At 69.0% G+C, this 14,682-nt stretch carries 15 protein-coding genes and 1 pseudogene; 5 read left to right on the plus strand and 11 right to left on the minus strand.

Annotation, left to right across the window (positions count from 1 at the left end):
• Positions 1 to 55: 55 nt before the first annotated feature.
• From K5L49_RS11560 to K5L49_RS11585, 6 genes are all read right to left on the minus strand, one after another.
• Complete coding sequence (locus K5L49_RS11560) at positions 56 to 2,104, minus strand: flagellar biosynthesis protein FlhA (RefSeq protein WP_223692897.1); 2,049 nt, start codon at positions 2,102 to 2,104, stop codon at positions 56 to 58.
• Positions 2,101 to 3,219 (minus strand): EscU/YscU/HrcU family type III secretion system export apparatus switch protein, encoded by a 1,119-nt coding sequence (locus K5L49_RS11565; RefSeq protein WP_223692898.1) that lies wholly within the window; start codon positions 3,217 to 3,219, stop codon positions 2,101 to 2,103. The genes K5L49_RS11560 and K5L49_RS11565 overlap by 4 nt, the downstream gene beginning before the upstream one ends.
• Positions 3,216 to 3,977, minus strand: coding sequence for a flagellar biosynthetic protein FliR (locus tag K5L49_RS11570; RefSeq protein WP_223692900.1), 762 nt, complete (start codon positions 3,975 to 3,977; stop codon positions 3,216 to 3,218). Before K5L49_RS11570 ends, K5L49_RS11565 begins: the two co-directional genes overlap by 4 nt.
• Positions 3,977 to 4,252, minus strand: a complete 276-nt coding sequence (gene fliQ / locus K5L49_RS11575) for a flagellar biosynthesis protein FliQ (protein WP_223692901.1) — start codon at positions 4,250 to 4,252, stop codon at positions 3,977 to 3,979. Before fliQ ends, K5L49_RS11570 begins: the two co-directional genes overlap by 1 nt.
• Positions 4,252 to 5,022, minus strand: coding sequence for a flagellar type III secretion system pore protein FliP (gene fliP, locus K5L49_RS11580; protein ID WP_223695291.1), 771 nt, complete (start codon positions 5,020 to 5,022; stop codon positions 4,252 to 4,254). The genes fliQ and fliP overlap by 1 nt, the downstream gene beginning before the upstream one ends.
• A 77-nt stretch (positions 5,023 to 5,099) precedes the next feature.
• Positions 5,100 to 5,660, minus strand: a complete 561-nt coding sequence (locus K5L49_RS11585) for a FliO/MopB family protein (RefSeq protein ID WP_223692903.1) — start codon at positions 5,658 to 5,660, stop codon at positions 5,100 to 5,102.
• A gap of 59 nt (positions 5,661 to 5,719) precedes the next feature.
• Here K5L49_RS11585 and K5L49_RS11590 point away from each other — a divergent pair, with 59 nt between their 5' ends.
• Complete coding sequence (locus K5L49_RS11590) at positions 5,720 to 6,466, plus strand: formylglycine-generating enzyme family protein (protein WP_223692905.1); 747 nt, start codon at positions 5,720 to 5,722, stop codon at positions 6,464 to 6,466.
• A 16-nt stretch (positions 6,467 to 6,482) separates the two neighbouring features.
• Here the strand turns inward: K5L49_RS11590 and fliN are convergent, their stop codons facing one another.
• From fliN to K5L49_RS11605, 3 genes are read right to left on the minus strand one after another with little or no spacing between them, the layout of a single operon-like run.
• Positions 6,483 to 7,205: a flagellar motor switch protein FliN gene (gene fliN, locus K5L49_RS11595; RefSeq protein WP_223692906.1), complete on the minus strand. Its 723-nt coding sequence runs from the start codon at positions 7,203 to 7,205 to the stop codon at positions 6,483 to 6,485.
• A gap of 1 nt (position 7,206) precedes the next feature.
• A complete protein-coding gene (locus tag K5L49_RS11600; protein WP_223692908.1) occupies positions 7,207 to 8,088 on the minus strand; it encodes a flagellar motor switch protein FliM in 882 nt (293 codons plus the stop codon).
• A gap of 32 nt (positions 8,089 to 8,120) precedes the next feature.
• Positions 8,121 to 9,587, minus strand: coding sequence for an MDR family MFS transporter (locus K5L49_RS11605; protein ID WP_223692910.1), 1,467 nt, complete (start codon positions 9,585 to 9,587; stop codon positions 8,121 to 8,123).
• A 67-nt stretch (positions 9,588 to 9,654) separates the two neighbouring features.
• On the opposite strand from K5L49_RS11605, the gene K5L49_RS11610 reads away from it, so the two are divergent.
• The 4 genes from K5L49_RS11610 to K5L49_RS11625 all read left to right on the plus strand — a co-directional run bounded on the left by K5L49_RS11610 (position 9,655) and on the right by K5L49_RS11625 (position 12,298).
• A complete protein-coding gene (locus K5L49_RS11610) occupies positions 9,655 to 10,248 on the plus strand; it encodes a TetR/AcrR family transcriptional regulator (RefSeq protein WP_223692912.1) in 594 nt (197 codons plus the stop codon).
• A gap of 94 nt (positions 10,249 to 10,342) precedes the next feature.
• Positions 10,343 to 10,672 (plus strand): flagellar FlbD family protein, encoded by a 330-nt coding sequence (locus tag K5L49_RS11615; protein ID WP_223692913.1) that lies wholly within the window; start codon positions 10,343 to 10,345, stop codon positions 10,670 to 10,672.
• Complete coding sequence (locus K5L49_RS11620; protein WP_223692916.1) at positions 10,672 to 11,484, plus strand: motility protein A; 813 nt, start codon at positions 10,672 to 10,674, stop codon at positions 11,482 to 11,484. Before K5L49_RS11615 ends, K5L49_RS11620 begins: the two co-directional genes overlap by 1 nt.
• 1 nt (position 11,485) lies before the next feature.
• Positions 11,486 to 12,298, plus strand: coding sequence for an OmpA/MotB family protein (locus K5L49_RS11625; protein WP_223692918.1), 813 nt, complete (start codon positions 11,486 to 11,488; stop codon positions 12,296 to 12,298).
• A gap of 16 nt (positions 12,299 to 12,314) precedes the next feature.
• On the opposite strand, the gene K5L49_RS11630 is transcribed toward K5L49_RS11625, so the two are convergent.
• Positions 12,315 to 13,064, minus strand: a complete 750-nt coding sequence (locus tag K5L49_RS11630) for an ABC transporter permease (protein WP_223692920.1) — start codon at positions 13,062 to 13,064, stop codon at positions 12,315 to 12,317.
• Between the two features lie 78 nt (positions 13,065 to 13,142).
• A pseudogene (locus K5L49_RS11635) lies at positions 13,143 to 14,626 on the minus strand (MFS transporter).
• Positions 14,627 to 14,682 lie beyond the last annotated feature (56 nt).

Consider the following 14,682-nt stretch of genomic DNA (forward strand, 5'->3'; position numbering starts at 1 on the left):
AGGGTCGACGCCGGGGGCGCCGTCTGGGTCAGATCCGGGTGCGACGCCGAACCATTCAGGCCGCGATCGGCTCCGCAACACGCACCACCCCCACCGTCTCGATGGCCGTCTGCACGGCCGTCACCTCCTGATAGGAGAGCACCGCGAGCCCGCTCAGCTGCCCGGAGACCAGTCGGCGCACGGCCGGACGGAGCGCGGGCGCGCAGACGAGCACGGCGGCCACCCCGGCATCGTCGAGGGCCGACGCCGTCTGCTTCAGGGAGCCGATCACGGCCTCCAGGCGGGTCGGATCGAGCACGATCTGCGTGCCGAGCTCGGCCGGACGCAGCCCCTCGAGCATCGCCTGCTCCAGTCCGGGATCGATCATGATCACGCGGAGCGCCCCGCCATCGAGATGCGGGGCGACGATGGCCGGCCCGAGCGCCGAGCGCGCCACCTCCACCAGCCCCTCCGGGTCGTTCGAGACCTTCGCCCGCAGGGCGAGCGCCTCGAGGATGCGCGGCAGATCGTTGATCGCCACCTGCTCGGCGAGCATCCCCTGCAGCACCCGTTGCACTTCGGCCAGGGTGAGCAGGTTCGGGATGAGCTCGTCGACCGCCGACGGATTGACCTGTTTGACGCCCTCGGTGAGCTGGCGCACATCCTCCCGGGTGAGCAGTCGGGCGGCGTTCTCCGTGATGATCGAGGAGAGGTGGGTGATCAGCACGGAGACCCGGTCGATCACGGTGGCTCCGCCCAGCTCGGCACTGTGCCGCATCTCGCTCGGAATCCACTTGGCCCCGAGCCCGAACACCGGCTCGACGGTGGGCGTGCCGGGCAGAGCATCCAGGGCGTCGCCCAGCGCCAGCACGCGGCCCGACGGTGCCTGACCGCGACCCGCCTCGATGCCGGCAATCTTGATCACATAGGTCGATGGCGGCAGGTCGGCGCTGTCGCGGGTGCGCACCGGCGGCACGATGATGCCGAGGTCGAGCGCGATCTTGCGGCGCAACGCCCGCACGCGGGCGAGCAGGTCGTCTGACGATCCGCTCACGATGTCGACCAGGTCGGGCGCGAGCGTGATCTCGAGCGCGTGCACGCGCATCTGCTCGAACAGGTCGTCCGAGGTGTCGGGGGCGCCGGCGTTCGCCACCGCGGCCTTGGCCGCCTCGGCTTTCTTCTCGGCCGCCTGCTTCGTCTTGATCCGCTGCGCTGCCAGCACGAGGAAGGCGCCGACCAGCACGAACGGGATGGGCGGCATGCCCGGGATGAGAGCCATCACGATGGCCGCGCATCCGGCGATCGTGAGGGCGTTGCGCGACTGGCTCAGCTGGCCGCCGGCAGTCGTGCCGATGTCGCTCTCCGCGTTGGAGCGGGTGACGATCATGCCGGTCGAGACGGCCATGAGCAGGGCGGGGATCTGCGTGACGAGACCGTCGCCGATCGTCAACAGCGTGTAGGAGTTGACGGCGTCGCCGATCTCCATGCCTCGCTGCACCATGCCGATCGCGATACCGCCGACCACGTTGATGACGATGATGAGGATGCCCGCGATCGCATCCCCCTTCACGAACTTCGAAGCACCGTCCATCGCGCCGTAGAAGTCGGCCTCAGCCGACACCTCGGCGCGACGCGCGCGAGCCTGATCCTCGCTGATGAGCCCGGCGTTCAGGTCGGCGTCGATCGCCATCTGCTTGCCCGGCATCGCGTCGAGAGTGAACCGTGCACCCACCTCGGCGACGCGCTCCGCGCCCTTCGTGACGACGATGAACTGGATGACGATGAGGATCAGGAACACCACCGCGCCGATGATGATCGAGCCGCCCACCGCCACATGCCCGAAGGCCTGGATGACCTGCCCGGCGTAGCCGTCGCCCAGCACGAGCCGGGTGGAGGCGACGTTCAGGCCGAGCCGGAACAGCGTGGCCACCAGCAACAGCGACGGGAACACCGAGAAGTCCAGGGGCTTCTTCACGAACATCGTGGTCAACAGGATCACCAGCGCCAGCATGATGTTGACGATGATGAGGGAGTCGAGCAGCCAGGCGGGAACCGGCACCACCAGCAACATGATGATGCCGACGACACCGATCGGCACCGACACTTTCGCGGTCGTCGACTTCATCTCTCGTTCCCTCCAGCGGCCGCGGCGGCGGTGACCGGCGCCTGCGGCATCATCGTGTGGATTCCGTGCGCGGAACCGCGGGCCTTCAGCGACATCACGAAGGCGAGCACCCGGGCGACCGAGTTGTACAGCTCGACGGGGATCTCGTCGCCGAGCCGGCAGCTGCTGTGCAGCGCCCGCGCCAGCGCCACATCTTTGACGATCGGCACGCGCTCCTCCTCGGCCTTCTCCCGGATGCGCAACGCGATCGCGCCCGCGCCTTTCGCCACCACCCGTGGTGCCGACTTGCCCGGCTCGTATTTGATGGCCACCGCGATGTGCGTCGGGTTGACGAGCACCACATCCGAGCCGCCGATGCTCGCGATCATGCGGTTGCGGCTCATGGCCAGCTGACGGGAGCGCCGGTGCGACTTCACCAGCGGGTCGCCGTCGGTGTTCTTGTTCTCGTCGCGCACTTCGCGCTTCGTCATGCGCGTGTGCTTGCGGTTGCGGCGCATCACCACGAACACATCGAGACCGGCAAGCACGAGGCCGGCGCCGACCGCCGCCCGCAGCAACCCGGTCGCCCCGCTCGTCGCTGCCTCGAGAAGGGCGTTCAGCGACAGGCTGCCGGCCGTCAGCAGCACCGGCATGAGCCCCTGAATGACGAGCACCAATCCGATGGAGACGACCGCGGACTTCAACAGGGTCTTCGCGCCCTCCCAGAGGGCGCGCATCCCGAACAGCCGGCCGAGACCGGCGACGACGTTGAACTGCTCGTACTTGCCCTGCAGCTTCTTGAGATGGATGCCGCCCTGGGCGGCCGCACCGGCGACCACGGCGAGAGCGGTCACGATCAGCAGCGGGCCGAGAGTGACGAGGATGCTGCCCAGGCCGTCGCCGAGCGCGCCCAGGGCTCGCGCGGGGTCGGGGTTCTCGATCACATTCGTCACCGTGAACAGCTGGTCGATCCCGGCCCTGCTGCCCCGGTCGATCGTGAACGGCAGCATCAGCGCGGCGGCGCCGACCCCCACCCAGGCGGTGAGGTCGTTCGACTTGCCGAGGCGACCCTTGGACCGGGCCTCTTTCATGCGTTTGTCGGTGGCCCGCTCGGTGCGTTCCTGCGCGTCGCTCATCGGCCCACCCCCAGCATCGTCTTGACCGCCGTGCTCGTGAGACCCTCGACGACCCCGGGCAGGGCGACGAACACCACTGCGGAGAGCACGATCGTGAGCATGATCTTCAGCGGGAACCCGAGCGAGAACGCGTTGAGCGCGGGCGCGACACGGGTGAGCAGTCCCAACCCCACATCCGCGAGGAAGAGCACCACGATCAGCGGCCCGGCGATCTGCACGGCCGCGAGGAACATCTGGGTCACCCCGGAGACCATCTGCTTGGCGGGGTCGGCCATATCGATGCCCGCGGCGAGCGGGATCGCATCGTAGGAGCGCACCAGTCCGCCGATGATGAGCTGGTAGCCGCCCGATGCGAACAGCAGGGCCAGCGCCGTCATCTGGAACAGCCGGGTGAACTGGGCGCCGTTGATCATCGCCTGCGGGTCGAATGCCTGCGCCAACTGGAAACCGCCGAACAGGTCGACGAGGTTGCCCGCCGACTGGATCGCCGCGAACACGAGGAAGACCAGGAACCCCAGGGTGGCGCCGACGGCCAGCTCCCGCAGCAGATCGAGGAAGAACGCGCCGGTGTCCCCCATCCGGTACCCGACCGAGACGCGGGGCGCCACGGCCACGCCGAGACCGAGGGCGAGCATCCCCTTGATCTGGGCGGGGATGCCGTTGTACGAGAACGGCGGCGCGATCACCAGGAAGGCGACCATGCGCAGGGAGGCAAGCGCGACCGCCTCGATCATGCCCAGATCGATAGGGATGCTCATCAGCCACCGCCCAGCAGCGACGGGATCTTCTCGAACAGCACCTGGGTGAAGGTGATCATTTCGGAGATCATCCAGTGCCCGCAGATCAGCAGGGCGACCCCCACTGCGGCGGCCTTCGGCACGAACGAGAGCGTCACCTCCTGGATCTGGGTGATCGACTGCACGAGCGAGATGGCGAACCCGACGACGAGCGCGGTGATCACGATCGGCGCCGCGAGTTTGGCCGTCACCAGGAGGCCCTGCATCGCGATGTCCAGAACGGCGTTGGCGTCCATCAACCGCTCCGATAGCTCGAGATCAGCGAGGTGATGACGAGCCCCCAACCGTCGACGAGGATGAACAGCAGGATCTTGAACGGCAATGAGATCATCACCGGCGGGAGCATCATCATGCCCATGGACATCAGCGCCGCCGACACCACCATGTCGATCACCAGGAACGGCACGAAGATGACGAAACCGATGATGAACGCGGCACGCAACTCGGAGATCATGAACGCCGGGATGAGCGTGAGCATCGGAACCGCCGCCGGGCTCGCCGGGTTCGGCCGGCCGGCCGCGCGGGTCATCAGCGCGATGTCCTCTTCCCGAACGTGCGCGAGCATGAACCCGCGCAGGGGTGCCTCGGCCGCGTGCACCGCCGCCGCGAAGTCGATGTGACCGTCCAGGTACGGCTGCACCGCATGCGAGTTGATGTCGATGAGGACCGGACTCATGATGAACAGGCTGAGGAACAGCGCGAGACCGGCGAGCACCTGGTTGGGCGGGATCGACGGCAATGCGAGGGCGTTGCGGGTGAGAGCGAGCACCACGAAGATCTTCGTGAACGACGACATCATCAGCAGCAGCGCGGGTGCCACCGATAGCAGCGTGATGCCGAGAAGGGTGAGGATCGCGGCGGACGGCGTGCCGTTCGGGCCGTTGATGTCGATCGTGACGCCGCCCGAGCCCCCTCCCGGGCCGACCGGCCCGTTCGGCGTCGGAACCGGTGTCGGGTCGGGCATCGGCAGCACGGCGTGAGCGGAGTTGGCGGAGACGAACACCATCGCCACGGCGACGACCAGCGCCAGAAGGATCACCACGACGAAACGCGGGGAGCGCACGAGACGCCCCACGGCGGCGATCACCGTTTGGGCCGCACCGCCGAGCTCGCCTGTCGCCACGTTGCAGGGGACAGGATCGAGCCCTTCAGGGCGTCGTCGAAAACGGATGCGCGTCCCTGCGCAGTCAAGTAATCGGCATCCTGCCTGTCCTGCTTGCCGGTCTTCGAGGCCCCGGCAGGCCTTGCGGTACTGGTGGTGCTGATGGTGGTGCTGGGTTCGGCGTTCACGGTGGCGAGCGCATCCTGCGACTCACCGGGGCGACCGAGTGGTTTGGCGAACGTCTTGCGCACCGGGGTGAGCTGGGTCACCTCGGCGTCCAGATCGGTGGGGCGCTCCCCCGAATGCAGCACGTTCACTGCACGCTCGGTCACGCCGAGCACGAAGCGGGTGCCGTCAACATCCACGACGACGACGGACGCCTTCGCGCCCACCCCCTGCCTCCCGACCACGGTCACCGCGTTTCCCCGGCGCAGACGCGCACCGCGCTTGCCCGTGGTCACGCGACGTTGCACATACCAAAGCAGCCCGACGATGACGGCGAGCACGACGAGCACTCGCAGCGCGACGAACAGGGTATCCACGGGTGCGACTATCGGCCGGCGAGGTCGGACCGTTAGGGGAGACATGGGATGCTTCCCTGGTGACCGACATCGAGATGGCGACGATCCCCGCCGGAATGGTGACATTGCACGACGCCCGTCTGAAGCGGCGGTGGAGCGTCGAACTGGAGGAGTTCGAACTGGGGGTGTATCCGGTCACCGAGCTGCAGGTCGCTGAGCTGATCGGCGAGCCCGCGCCGCATCCGCGCCGCCCGGCGAGTGACGTGAGCTGGCTGCGGGCCGTGCGGTTCTGCAATGCCGCCTCCGAATGGGAGGGACTCGACCCCGCCTACACCTTCGACGGAGAAGACGTCACGTGGCACGTGGACGCCGACGGCTTCCGCCTTCCCACCGAAGCCGAGTGGGAGTACGCCTGCCGGGCGGGTTCGACCGCCGCGCAATACGGCCCGCTGGCCGAGATCGCCTGGACGAGGGCCGACGGCGTGTTGGCGCCCCAGGATGTCGGCAGCCGGATGCCCAACCTCAACGGGCTCTTCGACACGCTCGGAAATGTGTGGGAGTGGTGCTGGAATCTGCTCGATCCGGCGCGCTACGACGACTACCGCGTCTTCCGCGGGGGCGGTTTCGCCGACGACGCGTGGAGCGTGCGCGCCTCCACCCGGCGCGGCGGTTCCCCGCGAGCACGGCACGACGATCTCGGCTTCCGCGTCGCCCGCGGCGGTTTCGACGCGGTCGGAGAAGCGCAGGGCTGGTCCGCCGCGGCGGACCGCGAGCGCGCCGACATCCCGGGCCCGCTCCCTCTCGGCTGGACCCCGCGCCGCACGTGACCCGCCTTCCCCCAGGTCAGTCCAGGTCTTCGGCGGCGTCGAGGATCTTGGTGATGCGCACCGCGTAGTCCTGGTCGACGACGACGATCTCGCCGTGAGCGATCAGCCGGCCGTTGAGCAGCACATCGGCGGGTGATCCGGCCGAACGGTCGAGCTCGATCACGGCCCCCGGCTCCATCGCGAGCACATCGCGCACCGGCATGCGGGTGCGTCCGATCTCCACGGTCAACGCCATCTCGACATTGCTGATCCGACCCAGGTTGCCGGCGAACGAACCGACGGATGCACGCGGGTCGCTCGCGCCCTGTCGCAGCCGAACGGCGAACCAGCCGGCGTTCCCGGTGGGGCCGGCCAGCTCGAACACCACGGACTCGGGGTCGGCGAACAGGTCGCCGGCGTCTTCGACCCGGGCATCGTCGAGCACACCGGCGCCGAAGGTGTCGCTCGCGGCCTCCAAGGCGGGCTGGAGCACATCCTGAAGCGCGACGACCGGCGAGCCGTCGGCGGCTTCGTCGACCAGGGCGGGTGCCTCAATGAGCACGACCGCGAGGTCGGCCGAGACGGCGCCGACGAAGGTCGCGGCGACGGCCTGGCCGGTCGCGCCGGCGAAGGCCCCTTCGGTGTGCAGGCGCGGGGTCAGCGATGCTCCGGTCGGCAGCACGGCGGCGAGGGCTCGCGCCGCCGCCAGGGCGAGCGTCCCCGAGTCGGTGCGGGTGTTCGCGGCGGTGGTCATGCTCATGTCAGTCCTCTGTTCTCACGATCACGCAGGCGAGCCGGGAGCCGCTGGCCCCGAGCGCAGCCTCGGCGACCGACTGGTCGCCCACGGCGAGATCGAACGGTCGGTGTTGCGGGTGTGGCAACGGCAGCAGATCGCCCACCGCGAGCCCCAGCACCACACTGGGCTTCACGCGGGCGGGGGTGAGCCGGAGCGACACATCCACGGGGACGTGCGCCAGCTGAGCGTCGATCAGTTCGCGGGCATCGTCGGCGCTGCTGGTGGGGTTGGTCTCGCCGAGCTGCGGCAGCAGCACCGCGGCGGGCAGGGCGACCGTGGCGGTGGTGACGTTCTCGCCGACGCGGAGGTCGAACCCGGCGACGATCATCAACTCTGCGGTCGCCGCCGCCTGGGCGAACTGCGAGTTGTACTGGATTGCGTCGACCGCGATCGGGTTCGCGAGCGCCGAGCCGAGCGAGTAGCGCAGGTCTTCGAGGGCGTCGTCCATGAGCCGGCGCACAAGCGCGTGCTCGATCTGCGTGAAGGTGCGCTCGGCCGCCGCCGGCGCGCTCTGCCCGCCGAGCATGGCGTTCACCCACGAGAGGGCGGCCGACGTCGGGAACTGGATGACGCCCTTCGGCGCCACGCCATCGAGCTCGCACAGCACCATGGCCGTCGTGGCGGGAAGGGACGCCGCATACTCGTCGTAGGTCTGCATCGCCACCGACTCGCAGGTCACCTGGCTGAGCACCCGCACCTTGGCGGTGAGCTGGGTCGCCCACTGGCGGGCGAACGTCTCGAAGGCCAACTCGAGCACGCGGGAATGCTCGCGCGCGAGGGTGGTCGGCCGGCGGAAGTCGTACACCTGCGCCTCGGGGGCGCGCGGGTCGGCCTGCAGGATGGTCACGAAGGCGACTATCGGCCGCCGTCTGCGACCCGTTAGGGATTCGCGGAAGCGGTGAGCTCACCCGCCGCCGGCGGGGCGGCAGGCGCGGGCGCAACGGCCGGGGAGGGAGCGGGTGCTGCCGCGGCGGGGAGAAGCAGCGAGAGCGCGACGGCGAGCACCGTGAAGCCGACGGCCCACCAGAAGGCCACGTCGAACGCGTCGGCGATGCCGGCCAGGCCGTGCGCACCGACCGCGGCTCCCTGCAGGATCACGGCGAGCAGGGCGACACCGAACGAGCCGCCGACCTGCTGGGCGATCCGGGTCAGAACGCTCGCGTGCGGCACATCCGATCGTTCCAGCCCCACGAACGCGACCGCCATCAGCGGGATCGTCACGGCGCCCAGCCCGAACCCGCGCAGCAGGAGCGCCCCCATCAGCAGCCACTCGTTCGTCGTCGGGGTCGCGAAAGCGAACGGGATCGTGGCGATCCCGACGATCGCGAAGCCGACCAGCGTGACCCAGCGCGCGCCGATCCTGTCCGTCAGCCGGCCGGCGAGCGTGCGGCTGAACAGTGTGCCGATGCCCTGGGGCACCAGCATCAGGCCGGCGCCGAGCGCCTCCATCCCCCGCACCTCCTGGAAGTAGAGCGGGAGCAGCAGCATCGCGCCGTAGAGGGACGCCCCGGAGAGGAACATCAGCGCCGAGGCCGAGGCGACCGGCCGATGCCGGAACAGCCGGACATCCACCAGTGCGCTCCCGGCCAGCCGAGCGGCCCAGAACGCGAACGCGACGAGGAGCAGCACCCCCGCGATCAGCGGAATGAGCACGTCGAGCCGACCGAATCCCCCGTCCCTGCTGACGTTCGAGAGGCCGTAGAGGATGCCGACCATCGACGGCGAGAGCAGTACGAGCCCCACGATGTCGAGCCTGACGTTCTTGCCGGGGACATCCTTCGGGAGCAACGTCGCGGCGAGGATGAGCCCGACGACGCAGAAGGGGACGTTCACCCAGAACAGCCAGCGCCAGTCGAACGCGCTCAGGATCAGCCCGCCGATGACCGGGCCGAGGATCGGGCCGAGCACGGCCGGCAGGCCCACCGTCGCCATGATCCGGCCGAGGTTCTGGCCGTGCGCCGCCTGCATCACGAGGGTGGACATGAGCGGCAGCATCATGCCACCGCCCACTCCCTGCAGCACGCGGAACGCGATCAGGCTCGGCGCATCCCAGGCCATGCTGCAAAGGATGGAGCCGATCAGGAAGATGGTGAGCGCCAGCATCCACAGCCGCTTGCCGCCGAACCGCTGCTGCGCCCAGCCGACGAGCGGGATGGTGACGCCCAGGGCGAGCAGATACCCCGTGCTCACCCACTGGATGGTGTCGACTGAGGTGTGCAGTTCGGTCGCGAGCGTGTGCAGCGCGACGCTGACGATCGTCGTGTCGAACACCACCGCCAATGCTCCGGTGATCACCGCGAACGAGATCCTGACCACGGCGGGATCGAGCTTCTGCTTCTCGGTCATCGTGCTCCTTTAAGGTACGAGTCTGTATCTAATGCAGCAGCATAGGCGCATGCGATAAGATACGCAAATGGATCTTATCGAGGAGGCATCGACCCGCCGACGCCGGGGCCCCGAACTGGAGAACGCCCTCCTCGACGCCGCGTGGGACGAACTCGTCGAGAACGGATACGCTGCCCTCACCATCGACGCCGTGGCAACCCGGGCCGGCACGAGCCGCCCGGTCGTCTACCGCCGCTGGCCCGGAAAACACGAACTCGTCCGCGCCGCGATCGCCCACGCCTCCCGGAAGAGCCAAGCTCCGGCCCTCCCCGACACCGGCACGCTGCGCGGCGACCTGCTCGCCGTCATGGAAGCGGCCAACGACACCCGCATCGGCATCGCCGCCATCCTGAGCGCCCATCTCGGCGATTTCTACGACGAGACCGGCACCAGCCCCTCCGACCTGCGCGACGTGCTGCTCGGCGATCGGGCGAGCGCGGTCGATGTGCTCTTCGACCGCGCCGTCGCTCGAGGCGAAGTGGATGCGCGCACGCTCACGCGGCGCATCCGCTCGGTGCCGTTCGACCTGTTCCGTCACGAGATCCTCATGACCATGCGGCCGGTGCCCCGGTCGACCATGGAAGAGATCATCGACACCGTGCTGCTGCCGCTCATCCGGTAGCGAGGCCGGCGCGGCCACCCCTTACGCCGACCGGCGTGCGGCCGATAGTGCCCCTGTGACGGCTCACCCGGAGCCGAGACCAGGACACCCGCCCATGATCGTCGTCACCCGGCTGAACGAGAGCCAGTTTGCGGTCAACCCCGACCTCATCGAGCGCATCCACGCCAGCCCCGACACGACGCTCGTCATGGTCGACGGCGCCAAGTTCATCGTCACCGAGAGCATGGCAGACGTGATCGAGAAGATCGCCGCCTACCGGGCACGCGTGATCGCACTCGCCCACGACCTCCCGATGGTCGCCCCGCCACGCCCGGCCGGAACCCCGCAACTCGGGCTGGTGCCGCCCGCAGACTCTGCGGCCGAAGACGAAGAGAGCGCCGCCGAACCGGCCAGGGCCGTTCCCCTTCACGCAAGGAAGAAGTAATGGATCCCGCAACCATCATCGGCATCGTCGTGGCGTTCGGCTCCGTCGTCGCCATGGTCACGATGGAGGGCGCCAGCCTCGGAGCACTGTTGATCCCGGCGCCGATGGTGCTGGTCTTCGGCGCGACGATCGCCGTCGGAATCGCCAGCGGAACCCTCAAAGACTTCTTCGTGGCGATGAAGGCGCTGCCCGGAGCCTTCCGCGGCAAGGTCGAGCCGCCGGAGAAGGTCATCGACCAGGTCGTCGCCCTCGCCGAGAAGGCCAGGACCAGTGGATTGCTCGCCATGGAGCAGGAGGCCGACACCGTCACCGACCCGTTCCTCAAACGCGCTCTGCAGAACATCGCCGACGGAACCGACGGCGACGAGCTGCGCATCCTGCTCGAAGATGAGATCGCCACCCGGTCGAAGAAAGACCGCGTCGCCGCGAAATTCTTCTCCAGCATGGGCGGCTACGCGCCCACCATCGGCATCATCGGCACTGTCGTCTCGCTCACCCACGTTCTCGAGAACCTCGCCGATCCGGGCCACCTCGGCCCGATGATCGCCAGCGCCTTCGTCGCCACCCTCTGGGGCCTGCTGTCGGCCAACTTCCTGTGGCTGCCGATCGGTGCCCGGCTGCGCCGGCTCGCCGATCTCGAAGTCGACCGCATGACACTGCTCATGGAGGGCGTGCTCGCGGTGCAGTCCGGCAGTCAACCCCGCCTCCTCGGCGAGCGCCTGCGCGCGATGGTGCCGGATGCGGCGCCGGCGAAAGCCGACAAAGGCAAGGCCGCGAAGGACGACGACCAGAAGCTGAAAGAAGCCGCGTAACGTGGGCGCCCGCCGTCGACGCCGGCACGAGCCGGAGGAGGAGCACGAGAACGAGGAGCGCTGGATGGCCTCCTACATGGACATGGTCACCGTGCTCATGTGCATGTTCATCGTGCTGTTCGCCATGTCGACGGTGGACCAGAAGAAGTTCGCCGAGCTCAAAGACTCCCTCGCCACCGGCTTCGGGCAGGTCAAATCGCAGAAGGTCGACACCGCGGAGGGCGTCATCGTCCCCCCGGAGAAGGTGGACGACAAGGGCAAGAACACCGACTTGGCCCTCGCGCAACGAGAGGCGGCCGATCTGAAGGAGCTGCGCGACCGCATCCTGGCCGCGCTCGGCAAAGACGGGCTGCAGAACGCGGTCACGATGAAGATCGACCAGCGCGGTCTCACCATCGGCCTGGTCGGCAACGAGACCTTCTTCGCCTCGAACCGTGCCGAACTCAGCGTGCAGGCCACCCAGGTGCTGAGCGACATCGGCCCGATCCTGGCCCCCACCAGCTACCAGGTGTCGGTGGAGGGGCACGCCGACCTCCGCCAGCCGGGCTCGCCCTACCCCACCAACTGGGAGCTGTCGGCCGGCCGGGCCACGAGCGTGCTGCGCCACCTGGTGGAGAACGACGGCTTTCCGCAGGGACGCATCGCGGCGGTGAGTTACGGTGCCGCGCGGCCACTGCCCACCGCGACCGGGACCACCGACCAGGATCTCGCCGCCAACCGCCGAGTGGATGTGGTGGTGCTGTCGAACCAGCCCGACACGGTTCGCGCGCTCATTCCCCAGGCCCTCGGAACAGGAACCGCCTCCGCCGGCTGACCGCGTCGCCCGTCGGTCAGGTGAGTGGCAGCGGCTTGCGTTGCACGGGGGCGAGCCAGGCGGCGACGATCACGGCGGTGATCGCACCGGCCGCCATGATCGCGGCGAGCACCACGACTTGGAAGCGCCCGGCTTCGAGTGGCGAGACACCGCCGAAGATCGCCCCGACGAACGCTCCGGGCAGGGTGACCAGCCCCGTCGTCTTCGTCTGGTCGACGGACGGGATGAGGGCTCCGTAGACCGCGCCGCGGGCCAGGTCGAGCGTCGACTGGCGCGGTGTGGCGCCGAGCGCGAGCCAACCTTCCACCTCATCCCAGTGCCCGATCACCCCTTCGGTGAACCGCCGGCCGGCCAGTGTCGCGATGCTCATCGAGTTGCCGACGATGATGCCGCCGATCGCCAGCACATAGCGCGCCGAGAAGTCGATCGCACCACTGACGAAGACGATCGTCAGGGTCACCACGATGCCCACTGCCATCGCCGATCCCATCATCAGCGCGTGCTCCCGCGACCAGCCGATGCGGTGCGTCGCCGTACCGGCTGCGACGCAGAACATCACGATGAGCGCGACCGCGACCCAGAGCGGGCTCGTGATGACCCCGGCGAGGATGAGGCTGATCACAGCGAGCTGGGCCGCACCGCGCAGAACCGCGAGAAGGGGCGCCCATCGTCGTGGCACCCGGTAGGCGGCGAGCACGCCCGTCGCGAGCGCTGCGAGGATGAGCACGCCGACGATCGTCGGCCCCAGCTCCTGCACGATGCTCATGGGGCGAGCATATTGCGACCGGAGCGAGAGCCGGTGCGACATCCACGGGGGACGCCACACCGGCCGCGGTTCGGGGCGTTAGCGCAGGGCGGGTTCCGGCACCGGCTCGAGAACGGGCTCGGGCTCGGCGAATGGCGACTCTGCGGCCGTGACGACGACCTGGTCGGCCGCCTCCCCGACCGGGCGCCGCGCGCGGCGGGCGAGCACGATCGACAGCACCGTGACCGCCAATGCGCCGAGCGCCAGGAGGCCGGCGGTGACGAATCCGTCGGTGTAGCCGGATTCGGCGGCGAGCCCGTCGGCGCCTGTCGCGCCCGTGACCATCGCCGTCATGAGAGCGGCGCCGATGGCGGAGCCGACTGTGCGGAGGTTGGCGTTCATCCCGCTCGCGATTCCTGTCTGCGTTGGCGGCACGCTCTGCACGACGACGCTGGAGATGGCCGCGTAGACGAGGCCGAGACCGATGCCGAACACGCCGGCTTCGATCGACACATCCAGCAGCGTCGAATGGAACAGTCCGATCGAGACACTCGACACGGCGATGACTCCGCTGGCGATCACGACCTGGGCGCGGAAGCCGATGTACCGGGCGAGCGGGCCGCTGAGGAATCCGGTGACCGCCATCGTGACGAGCATCGGGAGCATGAGCAGTCCGGACTCCGCGACCGTCGCGCCGAGGCCGTAGCCGGTCGAGGTCGGGGTCTGCACGAAGCGCGGGAAGAACGAGAACACGGCGAACATCGCGGCCCCGATGAAGACGGCGGCGGCGTTCATCGCCCACACCCCGGGCAGCCGCATCATGCGCATGTCGACGAGCGGCATCCGGGAACGGAGCTCGACGACGATCCACGCGGCGAGCAGAACGGCGGCCGCCGCGAACAGACCGATCACGAGCGGGCTGCTCCAGCCCCACTGGCTCCCGGTGCTGAGCGGCAGCAGAAGGGCCACGAGCCAACCCGAGAGAAGCACGGCGGACCACGGGTTGATGCCGCCCGGTGCGCGAGTGGACGATTCCGGGATGAACGCGAGGGCCAGCCCCGCAGCGCTCAGCGTGAACGCGACAGGGACGAGGAAGAGTCCGCGCCAGCCGAGCACATCGGCGAGCGGACCGGCCAGGACGGTGCCGAGGCCACTGCGATCGCCATCACCGAGGCGAGGGCGCCGATCGCAGAGGGGAGCCGGTTGGCCGGGAAGGCATCGCGGACGATGCCGAAGGCGAGCGGGAACATCGCACCGCCGATGCCCTGGATGACGCGGGCGACGATGAGGACGCCGATCGTGGGCGCGAGGGCCGCGATCACGCTGCCGAGCGCGACGGCGAGCAGCGAGCCGACGAAGATGCGGCGCTTGCCGACCATGTCTCCGACGCGGCCGAGCAGCGGCGTTGCGACGGCGGCCGAGATCAGCCATGCGGTCATGGTCCAGGTGGCGCCGGCCGTGGTGGTGCCGAGGTCGCGCTGGATCACCGGCAACACGGGGACGACGAGGGATTGAAGAGTGGCGAAGGAGCCGACACTGAGCGCCAGGATGGCGAAGGTGAGGGCCGGGCGGGATCGAGACATTGAGATCTTTTCCGTTCTCGAGGGTGTGCCGAGCGGGAATCGGCTAGAATTGGAGG

Origin of the sequence: Leifsonia poae (assembly GCF_020009625.1) — a bacterium.
Taxonomy (GTDB): domain Bacteria; phylum Actinomycetota; class Actinomycetes; order Actinomycetales; family Microbacteriaceae; genus Leifsonia; species Leifsonia poae_A.

Bases quoted from the DNA above. Each gene is read 5' to 3' on its own strand.
- K5L49_RS11615 (WP_223692913.1), top strand. From the start codon at position 10,343: ATGATCGTCGTCACCCGGCTGAACGAGAGCCAGTTTGCGGTCAACCCC.
- fliQ (WP_223692901.1), bottom strand. From the start codon at position 4,252: ATGGACGCCAACGCCGTTCTGGACATCGCGATGCAGGGCCTCCTGGTG.
- K5L49_RS11605 (WP_223692910.1), bottom strand. From the start codon at position 9,587: ATGACCGAGAAGCAGAAGCTCGATCCCGCCGTGGTCAGGATCTCGTTC.
- K5L49_RS11620 (WP_223692916.1), top strand. From the start codon at position 10,672: ATGGATCCCGCAACCATCATCGGCATCGTCGTGGCGTTCGGCTCCGTC.
- fliN (WP_223692906.1), bottom strand. From the start codon at position 7,205: ATGAGCATGACCACCGCCGCGAACACCCGCACCGACTCGGGGACGCTC.
- K5L49_RS11630 (WP_223692920.1), bottom strand. From the start codon at position 13,064: ATGAGCATCGTGCAGGAGCTGGGGCCGACGATCGTCGGCGTGCTCATC.
- K5L49_RS11565 (WP_223692898.1), bottom strand. From the start codon at position 3,219: ATGAGCGACGCGCAGGAACGCACCGAGCGGGCCACCGACAAACGCATG.
- K5L49_RS11570 (WP_223692900.1), bottom strand. From the start codon at position 3,977: ATGAGCATCCCTATCGATCTGGGCATGATCGAGGCGGTCGCGCTTGCC.
- fliP (WP_223695291.1), bottom strand. From the start codon at position 5,022: ATGGTGTTCGTCTCCGCCAACTCCGCTCACGCCGTGCTGCCGATGCCC.
- K5L49_RS11610 (WP_223692912.1), top strand. From the start codon at position 9,655: ATGGATCTTATCGAGGAGGCATCGACCCGCCGACGCCGGGGCCCCGAA.
- K5L49_RS11560 (WP_223692897.1), bottom strand. From the start codon at position 2,104: ATGAAGTCGACGACCGCGAAAGTGTCGGTGCCGATCGGTGTCGTCGGC.